The organism is Streptomyces griseoflavus (assembly GCF_014649995.1).
Lineage (GTDB): Bacteria > Actinomycetota > Actinomycetes > Streptomycetales > Streptomycetaceae > Streptomyces > Streptomyces griseoflavus.
In genome coordinates, this window is the sequence record NZ_BMUC01000013.1 from 143,756 (window position 1) to 165,573 (window position 21,818).

Below are 21,818 nucleotides of genomic sequence, written 5' to 3' on the forward strand. Positions count from 1 at the left end.
GCTCCAGATGAGACTTCTACAACACTGTAGTTACCCGTGGGCGAGCACCCCGGTGAATCGGGGCTACCGCCCCAGAACGTCGGCGTCCCGACAGCGCACGGCGAGGGCCGCGATGTCGTCGTCGAGCGTTCCGCGGGCGTAGTGGAACAGGTCCGCGTGGAGCCGGTCCAGCAGTTCCCGAGGCGGCGCCTGGTTGTGGCGTCGCGCCCAGTCCGCCAGCGGAAAGAACTCGCCTGCCCGGTCGCGCGTCTCCGTCACCCCATCGGTGTAGAGCAGCACCTGGTCGCCCGGCGCGAACGCGACGGTGTCCACGTGGTAGTGGTCTCCCAGGAGGGACGAGAGATTGAGGGGGGTCGAGGTGAGGGTCGGCTCGAGAACCTGGACCTCCCCGCCGCGCAGGAACACCGGGGGCGGATGCCCACAGTTGAGGATGCTGATGTGTGTGCCGCCGGGCGGGATCTCGGCGATCAGGGCGGTGGCGAAGTGCTCCGACTGGTCGTCGGCGGGGACACTGGCGCTGTAGCGGGACACGGTGATCTGGATCCGTCGGACGACGGCTCCGAGGTCGGGCTGGTCGTACGCGTTCTCCCGGAAGCAGTTGATCACCGCGGAGGCTGCCCCCACCGCTGACAGGCCCTTTCCTCGCACGTCGCCGATGAGCAGCCGGACGCCGTACGGCGTGTCTGCGGCCTCGTAGAAGTCGCCTCCGATCCGCGCCTGCTCCTGGGCCGCCAGATACAGCGACTCGATCTCGATGCTGCGGATTCGGTGCGGCAACGGCCGCAGCAGGACCTTCTGCGCCGCGTCGGCTACGAGCCGGACCTGGAAAAGGGTCTCTTCACGCTGGAGTCGCAGGTGGCTCGCGTACGCGGCCGCCAAGGTGACGGCGCCGATCGCGGCGGCCGTGTACGGCGTCCCCAGGTCGGAGTAGATGAAGCTGAGACCGACCATGACCAGCAGGCAGAACGTCCCCAGCAGGACCGTCGGAAGCACTGGCCACAGTGCGGCGGCGAGGGCGGGGGCGGCGGGCAGCAGGCGGCTGAAAGCGATCTCCCTCGGCGTGGAGGCCGCCAGGCCGGTGATGAGGATCGTGATGAGCACGGGTGACAGCAGCACGGCCTCGCGCTGGCCGCCGCGGGGACGATGGCGACGCCGGAGCCTTCCTGACCGAATCACATACAGGAGCTTATAGGGAGGATACGGACGTGGACTCGCGACAGCGCAGGTGGTCCTGTCCGGCGATCATCCGGTCGCACAGACCTCCGGCGCGGCGGAACAGCAGGGCGGGTGGAGTGGCTCCCTGACGGCGCTGCCGGACCTGACAGGGCAGTTGAGCGAGCTCCCGCGGGCCCCTGCAGCGGCGGAAAGTCAGCGCCTCCCCTTGTTCCCGTTCTCCCCGGGCGCCTCGGGCTTGCCGCGTTCGCTGCGCGGGCCCTTCGGTCCCGTCTTGTTCCTCGGATCGGAGAAGCCCCTGGCCAGGTCCTTCTGAGTGCCACGCGGATCGGGGCGTGGCGTGGAGGCAGCGGTGCCTCGTGGGGTTGCGTCGGTGGCCGGCTTCCGGTTCGGGTCCACCTCGACGGAACGGGTGTCCCGTTCCGGAGGTGCGACGCGGGGAGCCTCGGCCGGGGCGTCGGGAAGGGACGAGGAGGGGGCCGCCGGTGTCGCCTCCTTCCGTTCGGCGGCGGTGTGCGGTGGGTCGGCCGCCGCGGAGGGGCGGTTGACGGAGTGTGTCGCCTTGTCGACGTCTCCTTGGTGTGAAGAGCTGTCGGAGACGGCAAGGGCGGTGGTCAGGACGGCCGCGAGTGCGGCAGCTCCGCCGGCCATCACCGCGTGGCGTCGTGAGGCCGCGATTTTCGGCCCGGTCGTGCCGACCGCGGGCAACGGGTTCAGGTGCGTGGCCTCGGCGTCCCGCGCCGGCTGCGGATTCGGTGCGGCGCCCGGCATCCGGGCGGCAGAAGGGATGGATACGGGCTTCGCCGAACCGGTCCGACCGCTCTGACCGGTGAGAGCGGTCAGAGCCCGAGCGCACTCGTATGCCGACGGGCGGTTCGAGTCGTCCAGGGCGGTCATGTCCCGCAGCAGGTCCGCGAAGTCCCCGGGCAGGGAGACGGGCAGTTCGGGTTGACGGTGAAGGCGCGCGATCGCGGCCTCCAGTGGGCCGCCGCCGTACTCGAGCCTGCCCGTGAGGCATTCGAGGAGAACGAGACCGAGAGCGTAGATGTCGACTGCCTGACTGACGGGCTGGCCGAGTACTTGCTCGGGGGACAGATAGGCGGCCGTGCCGATGAGTGTGCCCGTGGCGGTGTGCGTGGTGGCATCGATCAGCCGGGATATGCCGAAGTCGGTCAGGTGAGGACGCCCGGACGGGTCCAGGATGATGTTGGACGGCTTCACGTCACGGTGGACGATGTCCGCTTCGTGCGCGTGGGCGAGAGCCTTGGAAAGGCCGGCGCCGAGCGCGGCCGTCTCCTCGGAGGACAACGGACCTTCGGCGATGCGGCCTTTCAGCGTGGGGCCTTCGATCAGCTGCATGACCAGGTAGGCACGGTTGTTGTGCCGTCCGGCGTCGTAGACCGTGACGAGCCCCGGATGCTGCAGCCTGGCCAGGATGACCGCCTCGCTGTGGAAGCGTGCCTCCATGTCGCCGTCGGCGCCCGGCCGGAAGACCTTGACGGCCACCGGTCGTCGTAGACGCAGGTCGAAACCCCGGTGGACATCGGCGGCACCGCCCGAGCCGATGAACGCGTCCAGGCGGTACCGCCCGGCCAGTACGTCGGCGGAATACCGGGAGGCCAGTGCCACAGCCGACTCGCGGAGCCTCACGTCATCTCCCACTGCTTCGAAGAGGTGTCCGTACGGGCGCTCGTCGCCCACGGGGTGCCGGACACACGTACCCCTCTGAAGCCGGACAACGCTTGGGTTCGCCGGACCGGACGGAACCACTCCTGCCTGCACCGGGGAAAACGAAGCGGCCAGGGCACGTGGGCCGCACTCGTGCGGGAACCTGGAAGCGCAGTGAGGCGCTGGGCGAGCCGGCGTTCGCAGGGCAGGGCCGCCGGCCCAGGTGGTTCGCGTGGTTCAGCCCCGGAGGGTCATGAGCCACTCGGTCAGCAGGCGGTTGACCTTGTCGGGGTGCTCCTGCTGGACCCAGTGGCCGCAGCCCTCGAGGAGGTGGGAGGCCGACAGGCCGGGGAGGGTGACGGGGTAGGCGTCGATGGCGTCGGACATCCATGTGGTGGAGGCGTCCAGGGCACCGCCGATGAACAGGGACGGCTGCTCGATCGGGGCTCCGCGGTGCGGGGCGAGGTCTTCCCAGTCGCGGTCCATGTTGCGATAGCGGTTGAGTGCGCCGGTGATCCCGGTGCGCTCGAACTCTCCGGCGTAGACGTCGAGGTCGTCCTCAGTCAGCCAGGCCGGGAGAGTCGCCGCGGGGAAGCGGTCGCGCAGCCGGCCGCCGCGGGCCACGAAGTGCGGGTCGGGCTCGCCGTGGGCGGGCATGGTGTCGGCGGACAGCGCCGCGTAGAAGCCGGCCAGCCAGCCGCGGACGTCGGGCTCGATCTCTGCCTCGGCACGGCCGGGCTCCTGGAAGTAGGAGACGTAGAACTCCTGCTCCGGGCCGCCGATCCGGCCGAAGACGTCGGTGGGGCGGGGGCCGCCGGGCGGTGCGTAGGGGACGCTCAGCAGGCCGACGGCGCGGAAGATCTCCGGGTGGAGCAGGGCGGAGGCGGCGGCGATGCTGGAACCCCAGTCATGGCCGATGACCACCGCGCGTTCCTCGGTGAGGGCGTGGACCACGGCGACGTTGTCCGCCACCAGGTCGAACATCCGGTAGGCCTCGATCGCCGCGGGCTTGGAGGAGCGTCCGTAGCCGCGCACGTCGATCGCCACCGCCCGGTAGCCGGCCGCGGCGAGGGCCGGGAGCTGGCGACGCCAGGAGTACCAGGACTCGGGAAAGCCGTGGACCAGCAGAACCAGCGGTCCGGTGCCCTGCTCGACCAGGTGCAGGCGCCCGGCCGGGGCCTCGACGGTGCGGTGGCGGAGCTCGGCGGTCGACTCGGGCTGCACAGACTTCTCCTCGGTCGCGGCGGATGCGGAGGTGCCCATCGATCATGCGGCCCGACACCCGCCCCACGCGATCGGTGTTGCCGTTACGGCAAACGCCGCATCAGCCGCCGCACGGGGCAAGGCCTTCAGGGGCACAGGACGATCTTGCCCACGTGTCTCCTGGCGGCGAGTTCCTCCTGCGCCCGGGCGGCCTGGTCCAGTGGGAAGGTCGCGGCGACGACGGGCCGGACCTCCGCCCGGCGGGCCATGTCCATGAGCAGGGCGAAGTGCGTGGGAGTGTGCATCGAGGAGCCGATCACCTGCATGTTGTGCAGGTAGAGGCGGCGCACGTCGAAGGCCACGTCATAGCCGCCGAGGGCCCCGGCGACGACCCACCGGCCACCTTCGCGCAGCAACGGCAAACCCTCGGTGAGGGTGTCCCCGGCAACGACATCGAGTGCGACATCGATGCCGCTCGGGGCGGCGGCGCGCAGTTGGCCGGTCAAGTCCCGCGCCCGGTCCAGGACTTCGTGTGCGCCCGCTGCGCGCACGGCAGCGGTCTTGGGCCCGCTGCTGATGGCGAGCACCCGCGCTCCGCGCGCAACGGCGATCTGCACCAGCGCGAGGCCGACACCGCCGGACGCCCCCGAGACGAGGGCCGTCTCCCCCTTGCGCAGCCGACCCCGCTCGATCATGCCCAGCGCTGTACCGTACGCCGTCGGCAACGCGGCCAACTGATCATCGGTGAGGGGGGATTGCGTCATGTCGTGCACGCGTTCCACCGGCGCGGTCACGTACTCGGCATATCCTCCGTCGCGTTCGCTCCCCATCAGGCCCACCGGGTTGGCATGGGGCCCTTCGGCGTCGTAGATCGCTGGATCGATGACGACGCGGCGCCCGGCAAGCCGCGGGTCCACGCCGGCACCGAGCGCCACGATGCCGCCGGCCACGTCGGCGCCCTGGATGCGCGGAAAGTCGATCGGGCCTCGCCAGCCCGACAGCGCCCCCGGCTCTCCCGGACGGCCGTACGCCCCCTCCCGGGTCCATAGGTCGGTGTTGTTCAACGCCGCGGCACTGACTTTGACCAACACCTCGCCCGCCTGTGGGACGGGCACGGCCACTTCGGCCGGTTCGAGGACTTCCGGCCCGCCGTGCGCCGTGATGCGCATCGCGCGCATGGAGTCGGGTACTGCCACCACTCGTGCCTCCGCACGGGCGGGGTGCCGTCGCCCGTCGGTCTGCGTGCGCTCGGCGGCCTGCTGCCACCTACCCGACACATGCCGGGTGCTTGACGTGTCCGTGCGCTGGACGGCGTCCGTCCGATCGTTGCGAACCGCATCCATCGGTGTGATCCCGCAGCGCACCCTGGCAGGAGGCTATCCTCGCCCTCCCCGGGCCGGCATCCGGTCGACGCCGTCGACGGGTCTCACGTCGGGCGGGCCGGGCCGGACAGCCGGTATGTCCTCAAGCGCTCCGGCCCCGTCCCGGCGGGCCGCCAACGAGGTGGCCTAGCACTTCGTCCGGCCCCGGTCACCGGCCGCACCGGCCCGGTCGGCCACCGTGCGGTTGGTTCCGTCTTCCGCAGGACGAGTGACGGGTGTCGGCTGCTCCGGGATGTGACGGGAGCGCGGGTCGCGTTGGAGGGAGGGCAGAACCAGCCGCCACCAGTCGGAGAGGCGGCCGGGGAGAGCGGCGGGGCCCTCCAGCGCCTCCGTGAGCGTGCAGAAGCCGTAGAAGGCCCGGACCAGGGTGCGGGCGGTGGGGGCCGGGCGGACCTCGGCGGCCAGGTGGCCCCCGGCTTGGGCCTGGGCGAGCAGACGTGTGGCCGCGGTCGTCCAGAGGACGAAGGGGTCGGGAAGATCCACGTTGATGGTGTGGCGCTCCGCCCACAGGCGGGCACCCGCACGCGTCAGGGAGTCTTCGGCGAGAGCGCGGGCGATGTCGTGGCTCAGCGCGACCAGACGTTCCAGTGGCGGCACACTCCGGTCGCCGTACCGCGTGACGAGGGCCGGCCAGGTGGCGAAGCCGTCGCGGACGACCGCCAGGGCGATGCCTTCCTTACTGGCGTAGTGGAAGTAGACGGACCCGCTGGTTCTTCCGGACCGGGCGCTTATGTCGTTGACGCTCGTGCCCGCGTAACCCTGCTGGGCGAAGAGGCAGGCGGCTGCCTCCAGGAGTGATCTGCGGGTTGCTCTGGCCCGTTCCTGCAAGATCTCGTGCACCTCAGTTCGGCTCCGTAGTGAACGACCCAAAATGTAGTGCGCCCGCGTACGCCTGGAGCAATGAATCGTCGGCCTCGCGCGGTGATTGCACATTTCTTTCGAATCTGAACACCCACGAGTGGAAATTGGCTTCCTGAGTGGCGTTCCTGGTTCGCCTGCCGAAGTCGTCACCCTGTGCCGATGCTCGACTTTCTTGCCGGGCGGATATGCCGAAATGCGGCTCTGTGCAGGCAGTAGTGGTGGCGTGTCAGCGAACGGTGGCGGTCTGCCGAGGCGGCCGCTTACACCTTGATCACCTGATGGTCGAGTACTCGAAGTAGTGATTGCGCCGCTTTTCCGGGCCTAAATATCGTAGCCGTCGCAATGTTTTCTCTTTGCGGCTGATGCCCTGAAATGCGAGCCGCCCTGTCGGTGGAACCGGCGGAGGAACGCCGACTTCCCCTGCGGCCCGTCATCGGGGCCGCACCCACATTCAGCCCGCCCCCGCGCTCCCACGACGCGCGTGACCGCACTTCTCTCCCCCCAGGAGGCCTCCATGACGCCTACGCCCGAAGCCCTGTCGAACTGGTTGCCCGAAGCCGTCGTCTTCGACTGCGACGGCACGCTGATGGACACGGAACGCCATTGGCAGGATGCACGTAACCGCGCCTTCCGTCAGTTCGGGCTGATGCCTCCGCCGGGATTCGCCGAGCGCGCCAAAGGCGTGCATTACGTCGACTGCGGCCGCCTGATGGCCGAGGAGACGCACAAGCCCGAACTGGCCGCGGATCTGACCGCGGCGCTGCTCGGACATTTCCTCTCCCTGGTGGCGGAGGCCCCGCTGACGATGCCGGGCGCCCCCGAGTTCGTACGTCTCCTCTCCGGGCGGCTGCCGCTGGCCGTCGCCAGCAACTGCCCGCTGGAGGTGGTGGAGGAAAGCCTCCGCCGCGCCGGACTGCGCCGGCACTTCAGCCACATCGTCGTACCCACGGAGCCGCCGGAGAAGCCGGACGCCCCGCAACGGGTGGAGGACGGCGAGCGGTCGGAGGTGGTACGGCCCAAGCCGTGGCCCGACGTGTACGCCACGGCGGCGCGTCTGTGCGGAGTCCGCCCGGAAGCCGCCCTGGCCGTCGAGGACTCCCTCACCGGGATCGAGTCGGCGTGGCGGGCCGGCCTACGGGTGCTCGGCGTAGGTCCGCTGCCGGACGGTGACAACACCGGGCATGCGGATGCCTGGGTCATGGCTCTGGACCGCCAGGAGGTGCTGGGGTGGGTGCAGGGCTGGCTGAGCGCCTCGTCACCGGGCGCCGGACGGGATCGCGAACGCCACGATCCCTTGTGAGAGTTCGCCTCGCGCTTCGTCCGGGCCATGTCGCGGCCGGTGGGGAGGTGGCGTGGGCACTGCCCATCGGTGGCGTCAGCACTGCACACCGGCGACGGGAAGGGAGCACGTACTCGTCGAGCGGGATACCTTCCACGTTGCCGACGCTCAGGCGGGCAGCGTTCTGGATCAGTCGCTATCCTGCGTCCCGTGGGACTGCAGTTCGAGACGCGCCTCTCCGACTCACCATGGGTCGACACCGTGTGGACGTGCACGAGCGAGCAGGTCACGGCGATGACCTCCGTCGCGGGGGTGCGCTGGGGCCTGGTGTTCTGGGAGCGGGACGGCAGGGCTCACGCGGCTGTCACCGGTCCCGAGACCCGGGCCGGGACGGCCCCGGTGCCGGAGGGCGCGATCTTCACGGGCATCGATTTCGCCGTGGGAACGCACCTGCGGACCGTCCCCGCGCCGGCATTGACCGACGGCGGCATCGTGCTCCCCGACACCTCACGGCGAACCTTCCGGCTGGACGGCGCGCGCTGGCCCACGCCCGGCCCCGACGACGCCGAAAGCCTGGTCGAGCGGCTCGTCCAGGCCGGGGTCGTGGTTCGTGACCCGCTCGTCGCCGAGGTCCTGCGCGGTCATCGCCCGGCGGTGTCGGGGCGCACGGTCGAGCGCAGGTTCCGGGCCGCGACGGGACTGACGCGGGGCGGCATCAGGCAGATCGAGCGGGCTCGAACGGCGGCGGAACTGTTGGCCGCCGGCGCTCCGGCCACGGATGTCGCCGCCGGCCTGGGCTACTTCGACGAGCCACACCTGGCGCGGGCATTGCGCCGCTACGTCGGACGGACCGCCGGGCAGCTGCGTGACGGCACCGGCGGCGCGCTCTCCCTCGACGTGCTTCAGCGCTCGACGTCGTAGATCAGTTTCATGATGCCGTTCGAGTACCTCTCCGACTCTCGCAGGGTGAGCATCTGCTTGTCCCGGTCGGCCCGCCCGAACAGGCTCTTTCCCGCGCCGAGCAGTACGGGGAAGACGAGCAGGTTGTACTGGTCGATCAGGCCCGCGTCCGACAGCCGCCGGGCCAGTTCCGCGCTTCCGTGGATGAAGATCGCGCCGCCCTCGCCGTCCTTGAGCGCGGCGACGTCCTCGGTCGAGCGCAGGATCGTCGTGGCCCCCCACCCGTCGACGAGGGCGTCGTCGGTCAGCGTGGTCGACACGACGTACTTGGGCAGTTCCTTGTAGCCGGCGTGATCCTCCGAGCCGGGCCAGACGGGAGCGAACGCCTCGTAGCTGCGGCGGCCGAACATCAGCGCCGTCGTGTCGGTGAGCTCCTCGCCCTTGAGCGACCATGCCTCCGGGACGAACTCGAGGTCCTTGAACACCCAGCCACCGCCGCGGTGCTCCTCCCCCGGCCCGCCGCCGGGCGAGTCCACGACGCCGTCGAGCGACATGAAACCGGTGTAGACCAAGTCACGCATGGTGCTGTCTCCTCGTGCCTTCGCAAGCTGCCAATCGAACCGTAAGCCGCGGCCACGACGGCCGTCTTGGACGAAAACGACAGCCGGTGCGAACGACCGGTGACCGCCGGACGACGGACGTGCACCTCTCAAGAGGGGTTTTCCCATACCTCCAGGGCGCCTGTCTCCGTGTCGAAGCTGCGCAGCGTGGCGAGCCGGACCGACAACGGCGGCGTCGGCAGCAGTTCGGGGACGCGCCGGCCGGCGAACGCGCCCGCCCGCCGCGTACGACCGAGGGTGATGTGAGGGCTCCAGCGCCCGGGCTCGTGGAAAGGGCTGAGGCTGCCGGGCGGGCTGTCCGAGGCCACCGCCTCCCATACCCGGCGGTGCAGGCCGGCCAGCACGGAGTCGAGCTCCAGCGACCAGGCCAGCACCGTCGTGGGCCGCTCGAAGCGAACCAAGCCGGTGATGCGCGCCGGTAGCGGCAGACTGGCCGCCACCTCGGCGAGTTCCCAGCGGATCGGGGCGGTCAGCTCCGGGCAGGCGGCGAGGGTCAAGTGCGGGCTGTTGGTCGGTGAGGGGTGACGTGCCTGACTGGGCAGCCCGGCGTCCGCAAGGCGCCGCCAGGCCTCCCGAACCACCAGATCCGCCGCCTCGTCCAACAGAAGCTCGACCGTGCGCACCGCCGCAGCCTACCGGCCCTCTGTGAGGGAGCACGTCGTCCGACAGGCAGCACGGCTCCAGGAGCGTGGCGGGGAGACAGTGGCAAGGCCGACGACGTCCGGCCATGCGCGATCCCCTCGGTCCGAGTTCCCGCGGGACGAAACGCCGACATAGCATATGAGGAGGAAACGACCTGAGTCGGGCTTTCCGGGAATAGGTCGCCACGGTGCGGTGCCGGGTCGGAGAAAGCCCCTTCCGCCCGGGCGGACGGCGTCACCCTGCATCGCCCCCGGCGCACGTAGGCAAGGACAGCGACACCATGAAATCTTGGCGCTTCCACGGAACCAACCAACCGCTCACCTTGGAGGAGGTGGCAGCGCCGCACGCCGGACCGGGTGAGGTCGTCGTCGACGTCAAGGCCGCCGGGCTGTGCCACTCCGACGTCAGCGCGCTGGACGACGCCGGCTGGATGTCGATGTTCCCGCGCATCCCGATGACGCTCGGGCACGAGAACGCCGGCGTGATCAGCGAGGTCGGCGAGGGAATGGGCCACTGGAACATCGGCGACCGCGTCGGCCTCTCTCCGATGATGCCGGACGGCGACGCCATCGGCTACGGCGCCTGGGACGGCGGCTACGGACCCAAGGTGCGCGCGACCGATGCGAATCTGGTGCGACTGCCGGACGAGGTGTCCTTCGAGCTGGGCGCGATGGCGACCGACGCGGGCCTCACCTCGTACCACGCGATGGTCACGCTCGGCGGGGCGAAGCAAGGTATGCGGGTGGGTGTGATCGGCCTCGGTGGCCTCGGCTACATCGGCGCCCGCACCGCCATCCTCAAGGGCGCCGAAGTGTACGCGGCCGAGGTGAACCCGGCCACTCGGGAGCTCGCCGCCGAGATCGGCCTGACGGGTGTCGCCGAGTCGATCACCGAGTTCGCGGACGGGAACCTCGAACTGATCGTGGACTACGCGGGCTTCGGCACCACCACCGCCGAGGCGCTCGAGACTCTCGGTGAGTTCGGCACCCTGGTGCAGGTCGGCATGGGCCGCCTCGAGGCCACGATCAGCACCGGGGCGATCATCCTGAAACAGCTTCGGGTCCTCGGCTCCAAGTCGGGCACGAAGCAGGATCTCGAGGAGCTCTACGACCTCATGCGCTCGGGCGACCTCAACCCGCCGCTGAACAGCATCACACCGGACCGGATCCCCAAGGGACTGGAGAGGCTTCGCAAGGGCGGGGTCGTCGGCCGCATCATCGCCCTGTACGAGCAGTGACGGCGACCGGCCTCCTCACGCGGCTGGTCCCCACGCCGTCACGCGGTCGCCACCACCTCCCCGGCCGCGATCTCGGGAGGGTTGGGAAGCAGTGACGCGAGGTTGTCCCGCACGAAGCCCGCGGCTCTCAAGATCGATTCTTCGGCCCCGGCCCGGTCCTGGAACACGCTGGTCGAGACCATCACGCCGTCGCCGGCATCGATCCAGTAGTAGGCCACGAAGCCGGCGACTTGGCGCATGAGCGGCACGAACCCCTCGTTCACCAGCCGTGCCGCCTCGGCGGTGTCGGTCACCCCTTCGTACCGGCGGACTGCTGCGTACATCCTCATGCTCCTCACGGCGCTCCGGGTTCGTTCTCGCCGAGACGTCGTACCCGTGCGAAGGCTGTTCGGCTCAGGAGGCGTCCGGCAATCACCTGAAGGGCCACCTCGGGTGATCCGAACGGCGGTCTCCGGCCCTCCTGGCCGGCCCGTCCTCGGCCAGGAGCCTCCGGGATGCCAGGACGCCGTTCTCCAGGTGGCGGCTGCCGCCCCCCACGCTCGGACGAGGTGCTGGGAACTACCGGGCCGTGACCGGTTCCAGCCGTAGTCGTCGGTTCGGCCAGGGCGGTGGTTCTGACGGGCCGAACCGGACCCGGACGTCCTCTCCGGTGCGGACCGGCAGGCGGGGGTAGTCGTTCTCGGCGTGCTCGGTGCGGTGCAGTGCGTGGCCGTGGAGCAAGGGTCCTGGTCGCGCGTCACGAGGACGACGATCCGGCGGGCGTAGGCGGATGTGGTGAACACGTCGGTCAGGCGGTGGTCTGATCGGTCGTCCGGTCGGCGCTGTGGTCACGGGTCAGCGCCCGGCGGCCGAGCAGCACGGCGCCCAGTCCGAGGGGAAGGGCCACGATGGCGCCGACGAGTCCGTTGCCGGTGCCCGGCCCTCCGTCGGCGGTGGCCAGGTGCAGCGCGGCGAGGACCGTGCCGGCAAGCCCCACCGCGATGGCCGACCACCCGCCGACACGCGCGTTGCCCGTGATGCGGCCGCCCGCACGGGCCCGGGCCAACCAACCAAGGGCCAGGCCGGCCAGCCCCACGCCCAGGGCGAGGTTGGCCCCGGTCCGCCCGTCGCCAATGATCCCGCCCTCGGCGGCCGCCATCAGCACTGTAGTTGCGCTCATGCTGCTCCTGTCCATTTCCGTCACTGATCCGGGTGAGGTTCGATGTGCCGTCGAGCATGCGCGCCGGTGCCCCTGGCGGTCGTCCAGCAGGCGCGGGCACTTCCCGCTGCCGCCGCCGCGGGATCCGGATACCGCGGACGCCGCAGGCTGCCCGGGAGTACCGCACTCGCAGTAGCCGGCAACTCGTCCACGAGCCGGACTCGCCCGCGGCTGCGCCCGGTTACCGTGCTCTTGCAGAAAGCTCCGGCGTTCACGTCGGGGATGAATGCATCTCAAGACTGCACTGACGTGCACGTCAGAGGGCACGCTTTGGCTGCTCGATGTACTGGCGGACGATCACCGACGGTGCTCCGCCGCACGATGCCGAGAAGTATGAGGGCGACCACAGGTGCCCAGGCAGGATGGCGCGGTTGATCCGGCCGGTGAACTCTTGCCGTATCCGGCGCTCGGAGACGCCCTTGAGGCTGTTGACCAGCTCGGAGACGGCGAACTTGGGCAGTTGGTGCACCAACAGGTGGACGTGATCGCGTTCGCCGTTGAATTCCTTCAGCCCCGCACACAGATCAAGTGCACATGTACCGCCGAAACTATGTGTCTTCCACGCCTGTAATCGTTCGGTCCCTCCATGAGACTAATCCGAGTAGGATTTCGGATGTGCAGCTCCGCTACAACTATCGGGCCTACCCGGACGCGTCCCAGCGCGGTGCGCTGGCCAGTGCATTCGGGTGCGCCCGCGTGGTGTGGAACGACTGCCTGCGCGACCGGAAACAAGCACACGCGGCGGGGCTGCCGTATGTGACGTCGGCGGAGCTGTCCCGGCTTCGCATCACCCAGGCCAAGCGCACCGCCGAACGCGCCTGGCTCGCCGACGTATCGGCGGTCGTCCTCCAGCAGTCGCTCCGGGACCTCGACACCGCTTTCAAAAATTTCTTCGACTCGGTCAAGGGCAAACGGCAGGGCCGCAAAGTCGGTCCTCCCCGCTACAAGTCGAAGAAGGACACCCGGCAGTCGATCCGGCTCAACACCAACGCCTTCACCCTGACGGCGAACGGCACGGTGTACGTGGCCAAGGTCGGCAACCTCAAGGTCAAGTGGTCCCGCCCGCTGCCGGCCGCACCCACGTCCCTGACCGTCACCAAGGACAGCTCCGGCCGGTACTTCGTCAGCTTCGTCGTGGACACCGAACCGGACACCCTCCCCGGGGTGGAGACCGACGCCGGTATCGATCTCGGACTGACCGCCTTCGCGGTCCTGTCCGACGGCAGGAAGATCGACAGCCCGCGTTTCCTGCGTCGGGCGGAGAAGAAGCTCAAGCGCCGTCAGCGGGAGCTGTCCCGCAAGCAGAAAGGGTCGAAGAACCGGGCCAAGGCCCGCATCAAGGTCGCACGCCAGCACGCCAAGGTGGCCGACCGGCGCCGGGACTGGCACCACAAGGCTTCCACGCAGATCATTCGCGACAACCAAGCGGTGTATGTGGAGGACCTCGCGGTGTCCGGCCTCGGCCGTACCCGGCTCGCCAAGTCCGTGCACGACGCGGGATGGTCCGCGTTCGTACGGATGCTGGAGTACAAGGCGGCTCTGCACGGCCGTACCTTCGCCAGGGTCGACCGGGCCTTCCCGTCGTCCCAGGTCTGCTCGGCCTGCGGATTCCCGGACGGCCCCAAGCCCTTGCACGTCCGGGAGTGGACGTGCGGCGAATGTGGCATCATGCACGACCGCGACCACAACGCAGCCCGCAACGTCCTGTTCGAGGGACGCCGAATCGTCGCCGCCGGACGGGCGGAGACGATAAACGCCTGTGGAGCGCCGGTAAGACGGGCACATGTGCCCGCACAGCGCGGTGAAGCAGGAAGCCCCCGGAAAGGTCACACGACCTAGGCCGGAAACCCTGGACTTGAGACCGGGGAGCACGTCAAGGTGCCCGTATGGACAAACGGCGGTTCCCTGTCCCGGCGGGGGTCACCGACTGGGCGGTCGCCGCGGGTGTGGCGGCCTTGCTGCTGGGCACCGGGCTGTCCGGGCCGCACCCCGCCGGGGGTCGCGAGGTGGTCGGCGCCGCGTTTCTGGCGGCCGGCGGGCTGGCACTGGCCGCTCGCCGACGGGCTCCACTCGTGGTCCTGGTCGTCACCGGGCTGGCCGCGGTGGGCCACCAGGCGGCCGGGTTCGACGTCCTCGCCGTCTCCTATCTGGTGGCGGTCTACGGCGCGGTGCGCTCCGGGCACCGCAGGACCGTAGTGGCCGCGTCCGTGGGCCTGTTGGCCTCGCTCCCCCTCACCGCGTTGCTGACGGGGGGCGGGCCCGCGCGTGAGGTTTTGGCCCAGGCCCGGAGCACGCTCGAGATCGCCTGGCTGATCGCCGCGTTCGCCGCCGGGGAGGCGGTGCGGCAGGCCGAGCAGCGGGCGGCGGAAGCCGAGCGCACCCGCGAGGAGACCGCGCGTCGCCGGGCGGACGAGGAGCGGCTGCGTATCGCGCGGGAGTTGCACGACTCGCTCACCCACCAGATCTCCGTCATCAAAGTGCAGGCGGAGGTGGCCGTCCACGTGGCGCGGCGGCGAGGCGAGCCGGTGCCGCAGGCGCTGCTGGCGATTCAGGAAGCCGGCCGGGAAGCGAGCCGCGAGCTGCGTGTGACCCTTCAGGCCCTGCGCGACGACGACACCGCCCCACCGCACGGCCTCGACCACATCCCGCAGTTGGTGCAGCGGTTCAGGACAACCGGTCTGGAGACGACGCTGACGGTCGAGGGTCAGCGGCACGCCGTGCCGGCCGCGGTGGGCCGGACCGCTTACCGCATCGTTCAGGAGTCACTCACCAACGTCGCCCGGCACGCCGCCGCCACCTCCGCCACGGTGCTGATCGACTACCGGCCGGACACCCTCGCCATCCGCGTCGACGACGACGGAATGGCGCCCCCGCTCCCCCCGCCGACGCCCGGTCTGGGACTGCTCGGCATGCGTGAACGCGTCACCGCCCTGGGCGGGCGTCTGCGAACCGAACCGCGCGGCACCGGTGGCTTCACCGTCCAGGCCGAACTTCCCACGAACGGAGCTACGTGATCCGGGTCCTGCTGGTCGACGACCAGCCGCTCATCCGCAGCGGTTTCCGCGCGCTGCTCGACCTCGAGGACGACATCGAGGTGGTGGCCGAGGCCGCCGACGGCCAGGAGTGTCTGGCCCTCGTCGCACAGCATCTGCCCGATGTCGCGCTCATCGACATCCAGATGCCCGTCATGGACGGCATCGAAGCGACCCGGCGCATCGCCGCGGACCCGGCGTCGGCCGGCGTGCACGTCGTCATGCTGACCAACTACGGCATGGACGAGTACGTTTTCGACGCGCTGCGTGCCGGTGCCGCCGGGTTCCTCGTCAAGGACATCCTGCCGGAGGACTTCCTGCACGCCGTACGCGTCGCCGCCCGTGGCGACGCCCTGCTCGCCCCCGCGATCACCCGCAAGCTCATCGACCGGTATGTCACCCAGCCGCCCTTCACCCGCACCGGTGGCGCGCTCGAGGAACTGACCAGCCGCGAGCGTGAGGCGGTCGCCCTCGCCGCCCAGGGCCTGTCCAACGACGAGATCGCCGACCGCATGGTCATCAGCCCGGCGACAGCCAAGACGCACATCAACCGGGCCATGGCCAAGCTGCACACCCGCGACCGGGCGCAACTCGTGGTGCGTGCCTACGAAACCGGCCTGGCAGTCCCGCGCCCCACCTTTGCGGACGCTTCGGGCGAGCGTGAGACCGGTTGACCGATCAGCCCATCAGCTTTTTTTCAGCTCCTCGGCGAGCATCACGAGGATGCCGCTGGGGCCGCGGAGGTAGGTGAGCTTGTAGACGTCCTCATAGGTCGCCACACCGCGCAGCGGACGGCATCCGTGTCGTGCGGCGGTCTTCAGGGCTTCGTCGATGTCGTCGACCGAGAAGGCGACGCGGTGCATGCCGATGTCGTTGGGACGGGTGGGCTCCGACTCGATCGCTTCGGGGTGGATGTACTCGAAGAGCTCGAGGCGCCCCTGGCCGTCCGGCGTCTGGAGCATCGCGATGTTCGCATGGTTGCCGTCCAGCCCGACGGCGGTGTCGGTCCACTCACCCCTGACCGTGTCCCGGCCGACGACCGTAAGGCCGAGATCGGTGAAGAAGGAGATCGCTGCTTCCAGGTCGCGAACGGCGATGCCGACGTTCTCGAGTTTGATGGCCATGCGTCGCATGCTAGAGCTTGCCCGTTGCCTATCGGCGTTTTCGGGCTTGTCGCCCAGCCGGTCGGCCCCCGCCCCCGGCCGGTGCGGCCCGGCATGCTCCTCGCCGGCGCGCGCCACGCGTACGGCCGAGCGGGGCCACCTCAGACGGTGAAGGGGCGTTGCCGCAGGAAGACGCTGTTGGCCCTGCCGGTCACGAACAGGCCGGGGCTCTGGTTGGGCGGCATCCTGCGGAGGATCTCGCGGTGGAACGACTTGTGTCCGCCGGTGAACTTGCCCTCGTTCCACACCTCGCGGAGCGTGCCGGTGAAGAGCCCGTTCTCCCAGCCGTCCGCGGCCAGTTGGTTGTCCGCGCAGGCGGAGATGAGCAGGACGCCGGCCGACAGGTCGAGGCTGTCCTTCGGCCGCAGGTCGCGCTGGATCGTGTCGTAGAGGGTCTGGTCCCTCTCGTATGTCTCATGCTGCGTGTCCGGCGGCATGACTCGGGAGGTGACTTCGATCCGGTCCGGGTCGCGTGTCTGGTACTGATCTTCCATCGCGTCCGAGGTGAGGAGGTTCCGTACCGCTCGGACAGCCGTTTCGCTGTGGCAGCAGTCGAAGTAGACGGAGATGCGGACCCCTTCGGCGAACCCTTCGAGTTCCTTGTACAGCTCGTCGTCGATGAACTCGCGGTCGTAGAGGACCAGGGTCTCGTCGAGGCGGTCGGGCTCGTCCTCGGGTCCGTTCCTGTCGGGCACCTGTCCGCCGTGGCCCGAGTAGGTGAGGAGCAGGATGTCGTCGGCGGTCAGGGTCCTGGCCGCCTCACGCAGTTTCGCGGTCACGCTGTCGACTGTCGCCTCTGCCGTGAGCAGGATCGTGCGGTCGTCGAAGCCGGTGGTCCTGGCGATTTCCTCCATGTCGCGAGCATCGTTTTCGCAGGCGTTGAGTTTTCCGTCCCACCCTCCGTACTTGGCGGGGTCGACACGGTTGAGTCCGATGTGGAGTGACATGCCGTGGGCCATGGGATGGTCCCCTTCCTGGCGGAGCGGATCCCCGAGCCTGAACTGACAATCCATTCGCTCCAATTCTAACCATTTTCTCCCCGATTGGCGTCCCTCCCGCGCTGTTGACGCGCGCCGGCACTCCGCTCGGCCGAGTCTGGTGAGAGGGGTGATCTCACCGGATGCAAGGCAAGGAGATCCGTGATGGGAAAAGTCGCCACTGAAACGTTCAACACCTATCGGTAGCCGATTTCCAACGGCGTCATGCTGCCCTCGGTACCCACTCAGCTGCCTGCCCTGACTACACCACCCTGAGACCAAGACGTACGCAGGTTTCGACGCCCGGGATGCCGTCCGCGTCGGAACCGGTCCAGCCTTGCTTCCTCTGGAACGAAGCGACGGCCGCCCTGGTCTGGTCCCCGTAGTACCCGGTCACTCCGGCGGGTATTTTCTCCCCCTTTTCGAGGAGGGCCCGTTGGAGATCGGCGACGTCTCCGTTGGTTTGTCCGTAGCTCAGGTTCGCCAGTTCCACGGCGGGGACGGCGGACACGGGGGTGCCCTCCAAGGACTCCAAGAACTGGGGGAACACCGTGCCCGTGAATTGCCTGGCGCGTGCGTTTCCCGGGCATTCGGTCCCGTCGAGGGACCACTTCCTGAACATGCGGTGGATCCCGAAACCGGGGTCGGTGTCGGACTGGCAGACGTGCGCCGGGATGCCGTGCGTCCGGTGCGCCCACACCATGATCCCGACCAGCGTGTCGACCTGACGGGGAGTCCAGGGGTCGCTGTTCTCTGTGTCGGAGGCACTCTCGACCGAGATGGCGCGGTTGTTCGCGGAGGCATTGGCATCGGCACGGACATGGGTGTCCACGAACTGTCCGACTTCGCCGTCGTACCCGACGCCGAAGTGACTTTCGGTGTTGACGCCCGGCTCGTTCCAGAAATCCCGCAGGCGTTTCGGCGACCACGGTGCGGCAGCGCTGTGCAGGATGAACTGGGTCGGAGTGATAGGGGGTTGGGTGGTGTTCTCGGGTATGGGGAGCCATGTGGCTTCACGGTACCTGGCCATCGTCGTCTCCTTCCGTCTGCTGAAGTCGCACCGGCACGGTGACGTTCCTGCGTCAGACGACGAATTCGCGCGGCATGACAGCGCGTCTTGGATCCGGTCGGTGGCCTTCTCCTGCGCCAGGACGCAAGGTCCACCGTGGGCGCCACCGAATCGCGGTGGACTCTTCTTCCATTTTACGCGGATTCCGGTACCGGTGAATGCCTCGTGTTACTTGAGGAAGCATGCGCACGCACCCGTTCCTGACCTTCTCCGATCGATCGATGATCGAGCGGCTTCGCCGTTGGGTGCGGCGTGTGATCAGCACGTGGAGACGGCCGTTGAGAGCGAACGCTATGGTGCGTGGCCGTGGACGCTCATGATCTCGACCACCGGGCCCGGACCCTGTCCGGCTGCATCCCGCCGGAGTTGGTCTCGCGGTTGCTCGAACTGGGTCACACCGAGGTGGTGGAGCTGCACGCCGGACGCGGGGAGTGGTTCTGTGCGCTGGCGTGGGCAGGGTTGCTGGGTGAGCGGGACCGGCAGGCCGACGCGTCGGAGGTGCTCGCCCCGTACCTGGCGACGGGCTGGTGGACGGCCGTCGAAGCCGCGGCCGAACTGCTGGAGGCCTGGGGCCGCGCCGGCGAGGCGATCGCGATCACCCGGGCCCGCATGGAGGCAGGACACCCGCTGGCGCTGGAGTGCCACGCGCGCCTGCTCGCCCGCAACGGCCGCGCCGAGGAGGCGTTCACCCTGCTGCGCCCGCACATCGGCGAGCTGTCCCTCGCTGCGGCGCTGGTGGACGTCGCGGCCGACGCCGGCCGTGACGAGGAAGCCGCCGCGCTGGTCTCCGCCCGTACCGGCCACCGGTGTTCCGACTTTCCGTGGTGCTGCCGAGGCTTCGATCGCGAGACGGCGCTCGGGCTCCTCGCCAGGGTTCGCGAGCGCCAGGGCCGCGTCGACGAGGCCATCGCCCTGCTGCGCGCAGGCAGCACTACGTCGACCAGTGACGCGGAGCGACTGGCCGCGTTGCTGGCGCGGCACGGCCGGCTCGAGGAGCTTCGGGAAACCGCGGCAACCGATGACTCGGTGTATGCCGTCCAGCAGCTGGCGGGACTGCTGGAGGAACGCGGCGATGTGGAAGGGGCGATCGCGGCGTACCGGCAGGTCGGTGGAGCGGTGGCCCCCGACCCTCACGCGGCTTTCGAGCTCGCGCGTCTCCTGGCGCGGCACGGCCGGGGGGACGAAGCGCTGGACGTCATGCGTGTCCAGGCCAGCAGCCGCGGTGGGGACGACTGGATCCTCCGTACTCTGTCCCTCCTGTACCTCGACCAGGGCCGCCCCGGGGACGGTCTGGCACACCTCGACGCTCTCGCCGTCGCCTGCGGGGGCGAGGAGGACTGGGATCTGTACTCGATTCGGCTGCCGCTGATCAGCGCTCGCGACGGCGTGGACGAAGCAGTGGCGCAAGCACGCGGCCACCCTGAGGGCACCAGCTCGTACGCGGCACTTCCCCTTGCCGAGTTGCTCGCCGGTGCCGGACGCACCGAAGAGGCCGTCGCCGTCCTGTTCCCCCACTCCCCCGCGAACAGCCACGACCTGGCCGGGTACCTCATGGACCTCGGCCGCATCGATGAGGCTGTGGCCCTCCTCCACAAGGACACGCCCGTTCAGGTGTGGTGAAGGCTCTGCGGGAAATCGAAGACACGGTCGGGGTCGTAGTCCTGGGCGATGGAGCGAAGGCGGCGCAGGTTGGGGCCGTAGTAGGCGGCGGGCCAGTCGGGAAGGTCGGGGTCGATGTAGTTGACGTATCCGCCACCGATACCCAGGGCGCCGAGTCCAGCGACGACGTCGGCGACCTTGTGGGTGACGTCCGCTTCGGAGGCCGGGGTGGCGGAGGCGTAGATCTGGGCGGTCGCGAAGGCTTCGCGGTGCGGGAAGGCGGTCTGGGCGGTGACGGTGTCCGCGACCGCTCCGCCCAGCGGATCGACGATGAGGGTGATGCCGGTCCTGCCGGTGAACAGGTTCGTCACGGCCTGGGGGTCGGAGGTCGGTGTGGTGAGGATCCGGGAGGAGGCCACGAACGACTCACGGAGGGGCTTGCCGGCGAAGAAGCGCATGCCGCTGAAGTAGTCACGGTCCTGGACGGTGCGGCCGGTGGGCACGACGCCCGCGCGGAGTACCAGGTCGTCGAGCAGCGGGTGGCAGGCGGTGCTGGGGCCGACGAAGCAGCCCGCGATCCGGCAGGTGGGCGGGCTGCCGCCGGAGATCCTGAGGTTGGCCCACATGTCCCTGGGAGCAGCGGCGATCCAGGACTGCCAGGCGGTGAGGATCTCGGTCACCCTGCCCGCGGGGAAGGTGAGGACGAAAACCGTCAGAGCGGGTGCGGGATCGGTGGCGAAGGTGAAGTGGGTGACGATGGCGAGGTTGCCGCCTCCGCCACCGCGCAGCGCCCAGAACAGGTCGGGGGTGGCGGACGCCGTGACCGTCAGGACACGGCCGTCGGCGGTGACGGCCTCCATGGTGGTCAGGTGGTCGCAGGTCAGACCGAACTTGCGTTGCAGGACCCCGATGCCACCACCGAGGGTGACCCCGGCGATGCCGACGGTGGAACATGATCCGGCGGGCAGGCAACGGTCGGCCTGCCCGACGACGCTGTAGACGGTCCGCAGAGGCGCGCCGGCCCCGGCGGACACGCTGCCGTCCTCGGCGGCGGCGACGTGGGACATCCGGCGCAGGTCGATGACCAGTCCGTCGGGTGGCGCCGAGTACCCGACGTAGGAGTGGCCGCCGCTGCGCGCCGCCAGTGGCACCCGGCCGCCCGCGGCCACCACGGCCTCCGCCACATCGGCCGCGGACGCGCACTGCGCCACCGCGGCCGGGACACGGTCGTCGTGCAAGGGGTTGAAGCCTTTGCGGGCGTCGTCGAATCCCACATCGTCCGGCCGGAGCAACGTGCCTTCGAGCCGACCGCGCAGGCCCTCCCAGTCCACCGCCGCCGGGTCGTGACGCCGGTCGGCAGGCGCGCCGTCCGAGGAGGTCGCTGCGTGTGCCGGGGCCGGGGAACCGGCCCTCGGCGCGTGGAACACGGGGCCCCGCGCCATGGTCACCATCTCCGCTGCGAAGGGAACCGGAGCGCCGCGACGCGGCGGATGTCGTCGATATCCGGAGCGTCGGCAAGCGGTACCCGGAATGATGCGGCCTCTTTCACGCTAGTACGGATCAACCAGCCGCTCCACTGGAGGAGATACCGCCGCCGCGGCGGGGCGGCGCGACGGAGCCGGCCCTTGCCGATGCCTCTTGACCGACGCGCTCGTCCCCTCCCGACAGTGGGTGAGCCGGAATCAGGATGGGCGGCGAGGACGGTGGTTCGCACGCGGGACAGGCATCGCGGAGTTCCGCGGCTGCGGGTTCGCGCGTTCGCGGAGGCCGGCCGGGCCGTTCGTGAGCGTTTCAAGAAGTTCGGTCAACAGCGTT

General features: G+C 69.7%; 20 protein-coding genes and 1 pseudogene. 7 read left to right on the forward strand and 14 right to left on the reverse strand.

The window, feature by feature from the left end; all coding sequences use genetic code 11:
* Positions 1-63: 63 nt before the first annotated feature.
* The 5 genes from IE172_RS25310 to IE172_RS25330 all read right to left on the reverse strand — a co-directional run bounded on the left by IE172_RS25310 (position 64) and on the right by IE172_RS25330 (position 6,266).
* Positions 64-1,116: a PP2C family protein-serine/threonine phosphatase gene (locus IE172_RS25310; RefSeq protein WP_229886365.1), complete on the reverse strand. Its 1,053-nt coding sequence runs from the start codon at positions 1,114-1,116 to the stop codon at positions 64-66.
* Between the two features lie 252 nt (positions 1,117-1,368).
* Positions 1,369-2,823: a serine/threonine-protein kinase gene (locus tag IE172_RS25315; RefSeq protein WP_229886367.1), complete on the reverse strand. Its 1,455-nt coding sequence runs from the start codon at positions 2,821-2,823 to the stop codon at positions 1,369-1,371.
* 255 nt (positions 2,824-3,078) lie between these two features.
* Positions 3,079-4,065 (reverse strand): alpha/beta fold hydrolase, encoded by a 987-nt coding sequence (locus tag IE172_RS25320; RefSeq protein ID WP_190099602.1) that lies wholly within the window; start codon positions 4,063-4,065, stop codon positions 3,079-3,081.
* A gap of 125 nt (positions 4,066-4,190) precedes the next feature.
* A complete protein-coding gene (locus tag IE172_RS25325; protein WP_190099603.1) occupies positions 4,191-5,240 on the reverse strand; it encodes a zinc-binding dehydrogenase in 1,050 nt (349 codons plus the stop codon).
* Positions 5,241-5,552: 312 nt separating this feature from the next.
* Complete coding sequence (locus tag IE172_RS25330; RefSeq protein ID WP_190099604.1) at positions 5,553-6,266, reverse strand: ScbR family autoregulator-binding transcription factor; 714 nt, start codon at positions 6,264-6,266, stop codon at positions 5,553-5,555.
* 535 nt (positions 6,267-6,801) lie between these two features.
* Between IE172_RS25330 and IE172_RS25335 the strand changes: the two genes are divergently transcribed.
* Both IE172_RS25335 and IE172_RS25340 read left to right on the forward strand, forming a co-directional pair.
* Positions 6,802-7,587 (forward strand): HAD family hydrolase, encoded by a 786-nt coding sequence (locus IE172_RS25335; protein WP_190099605.1) that lies wholly within the window; start codon positions 6,802-6,804, stop codon positions 7,585-7,587.
* A gap of 189 nt (positions 7,588-7,776) precedes the next feature.
* Positions 7,777-8,487 carry a helix-turn-helix domain-containing protein gene (locus IE172_RS25340; RefSeq protein WP_190099606.1) on the forward strand — a complete coding sequence of 237 codons (711 nt, stop codon included), beginning with the start codon at positions 7,777-7,779 and terminating at the stop codon, positions 8,485-8,487.
* Here the strand turns inward: IE172_RS25340 and IE172_RS25345 are convergent.
* Together IE172_RS25345 and IE172_RS25350 are read right to left on the reverse strand one after the other, a co-directional pair.
* Positions 8,469-9,047: a dihydrofolate reductase family protein gene (locus tag IE172_RS25345; protein ID WP_190099607.1), complete on the reverse strand. Its 579-nt coding sequence runs from the start codon at positions 9,045-9,047 to the stop codon at positions 8,469-8,471. The two genes, IE172_RS25340 and IE172_RS25345, sit on opposite strands and share 19 nt — an antisense overlap.
* 128 nt (positions 9,048-9,175) lie before the next feature.
* Entirely contained in the window at positions 9,176-9,709 is a 534-nt protein-coding gene (locus tag IE172_RS25350) for a 2'-5' RNA ligase family protein (protein WP_190099608.1), read from the reverse strand.
* A 299-nt stretch (positions 9,710-10,008) separates the two neighbouring features.
* On the opposite strand from IE172_RS25350, the gene IE172_RS25355 reads away from it, so the two are divergent.
* Positions 10,009-10,965 (forward strand): zinc-binding dehydrogenase, encoded by a 957-nt coding sequence (locus IE172_RS25355; RefSeq protein ID WP_190099609.1) that lies wholly within the window; start codon positions 10,009-10,011, stop codon positions 10,963-10,965.
* 38 nt (positions 10,966-11,003) lie between these two features.
* On the opposite strand, the gene IE172_RS25360 is transcribed toward IE172_RS25355, so the two are convergent.
* From IE172_RS25360 to tnpA, 3 genes and pseudogenes are all read right to left on the reverse strand, one after another.
* Positions 11,004-11,288, reverse strand: coding sequence for a hypothetical protein (locus tag IE172_RS25360; RefSeq protein WP_190099610.1), 285 nt, complete (start codon positions 11,286-11,288; stop codon positions 11,004-11,006).
* 464 nt (positions 11,289-11,752) lie between these two features.
* Positions 11,753-12,124, reverse strand: coding sequence for a DUF6223 family protein (locus tag IE172_RS25365; protein ID WP_190099611.1), 372 nt, complete (start codon positions 12,122-12,124; stop codon positions 11,753-11,755).
* Between the two features lie 295 nt (positions 12,125-12,419).
* Positions 12,420-12,751, reverse strand: a pseudogene (tnpA, locus tag IE172_RS25370) (IS200/IS605 family transposase).
* Positions 12,752-12,778: 27 nt separating this feature from the next.
* Here tnpA and IE172_RS25375 point away from each other — a divergent pair.
* Genes IE172_RS25375 through IE172_RS25385 form a run of 3 tightly spaced genes read left to right on the forward strand, consistent with a single transcriptional unit; the run spans position 12,779 to position 15,869 of the window.
* A complete protein-coding gene (locus IE172_RS25375) occupies positions 12,779-14,002 on the forward strand; it encodes an RNA-guided endonuclease InsQ/TnpB family protein (protein ID WP_190099612.1) in 1,224 nt (407 codons plus the stop codon).
* Positions 14,003-14,049: 47 nt separating this feature from the next.
* On the forward strand, positions 14,050-15,177 hold the full coding sequence (locus IE172_RS25380; RefSeq protein ID WP_190099613.1) for a sensor histidine kinase: 1,128 nt from the start codon (positions 14,050-14,052) through the stop codon (positions 15,175-15,177).
* Positions 15,174-15,869, forward strand: a complete 696-nt coding sequence (locus IE172_RS25385; protein WP_190099614.1) for a response regulator — start codon at positions 15,174-15,176, stop codon at positions 15,867-15,869. The genes IE172_RS25380 and IE172_RS25385 overlap by 4 nt, the downstream gene beginning before the upstream one ends.
* 12 nt (positions 15,870-15,881) lie before the next feature.
* Here the strand turns inward: IE172_RS25385 and IE172_RS25390 are convergent, their stop codons facing one another.
* From IE172_RS25390 to IE172_RS25400, 3 genes are all read right to left on the reverse strand, one after another.
* Entirely contained in the window at positions 15,882-16,319 is a 438-nt protein-coding gene (locus tag IE172_RS25390; protein WP_190099615.1) for a VOC family protein, read from the reverse strand.
* A gap of 140 nt (positions 16,320-16,459) precedes the next feature.
* Positions 16,460-17,317 carry a caspase family protein gene (locus IE172_RS25395; protein ID WP_190099616.1) on the reverse strand — a complete coding sequence of 286 codons (858 nt, stop codon included), beginning with the start codon at positions 17,315-17,317 and terminating at the stop codon, positions 16,460-16,462.
* A gap of 280 nt (positions 17,318-17,597) precedes the next feature.
* Entirely contained in the window at positions 17,598-18,365 is a 768-nt protein-coding gene (locus tag IE172_RS25400; RefSeq protein WP_190099617.1) for a peptidoglycan recognition protein family protein, read from the reverse strand.
* Between the two features lie 345 nt (positions 18,366-18,710).
* On the opposite strand from IE172_RS25400, the gene IE172_RS25405 reads away from it, so the two are divergent.
* Positions 18,711-20,024, forward strand: a complete 1,314-nt coding sequence (locus IE172_RS25405; protein WP_190099618.1) for a tetratricopeptide repeat protein — start codon at positions 18,711-18,713, stop codon at positions 20,022-20,024.
* Here the strand turns inward: IE172_RS25405 and IE172_RS25410 are convergent.
* The gene (locus IE172_RS25410; RefSeq protein ID WP_229886369.1) at positions 20,012-21,445 is read right to left on the reverse strand and encodes an FAD-binding oxidoreductase; all 1,434 of its coding nucleotides are present in this window, start codon (positions 21,443-21,445) and stop codon (positions 20,012-20,014) included. The two genes, IE172_RS25405 and IE172_RS25410, sit on opposite strands and share 13 nt — an antisense overlap.
* Positions 21,446-21,818: the final 373 nt, after the last annotated feature.

Coding starts and splice junctions, on each gene's coding strand:
- IE172_RS25400 (WP_190099617.1), bottom strand. CDS start 18,365: ATGGCCAGGTACCGTGAAGCCACATGGCTCCCCATACCCGAGAACACC.
- IE172_RS25355 (WP_190099609.1), top strand. CDS start 10,009: ATGAAATCTTGGCGCTTCCACGGAACCAACCAACCGCTCACCTTGGAG.
- IE172_RS25390 (WP_190099615.1), bottom strand. CDS start 16,319: ATGGCCATCAAACTCGAGAACGTCGGCATCGCCGTTCGCGACCTGGAA.
- IE172_RS25365 (WP_190099611.1), bottom strand. CDS start 12,124: ATGAGCGCAACTACAGTGCTGATGGCGGCCGCCGAGGGCGGGATCATT.
- IE172_RS25395 (WP_190099616.1), bottom strand. CDS start 17,317: ATGGCCCACGGCATGTCACTCCACATCGGACTCAACCGTGTCGACCCC.
- IE172_RS25345 (WP_190099607.1), bottom strand. CDS start 9,047: ATGCGTGACTTGGTCTACACCGGTTTCATGTCGCTCGACGGCGTCGTG.
- IE172_RS25360 (WP_190099610.1), bottom strand. CDS start 11,288: ATGTACGCAGCAGTCCGCCGGTACGAAGGGGTGACCGACACCGCCGAG.
- IE172_RS25410 (WP_229886369.1), bottom strand. CDS start 21,445: ATGGCGCGGGGCCCCGTGTTCCACGCGCCGAGGGCCGGTTCCCCGGCC.
- IE172_RS25335 (WP_190099605.1), top strand. CDS start 6,802: ATGACGCCTACGCCCGAAGCCCTGTCGAACTGGTTGCCCGAAGCCGTC.
- IE172_RS25380 (WP_190099613.1), top strand. CDS start 14,050: ATGGACAAACGGCGGTTCCCTGTCCCGGCGGGGGTCACCGACTGGGCG.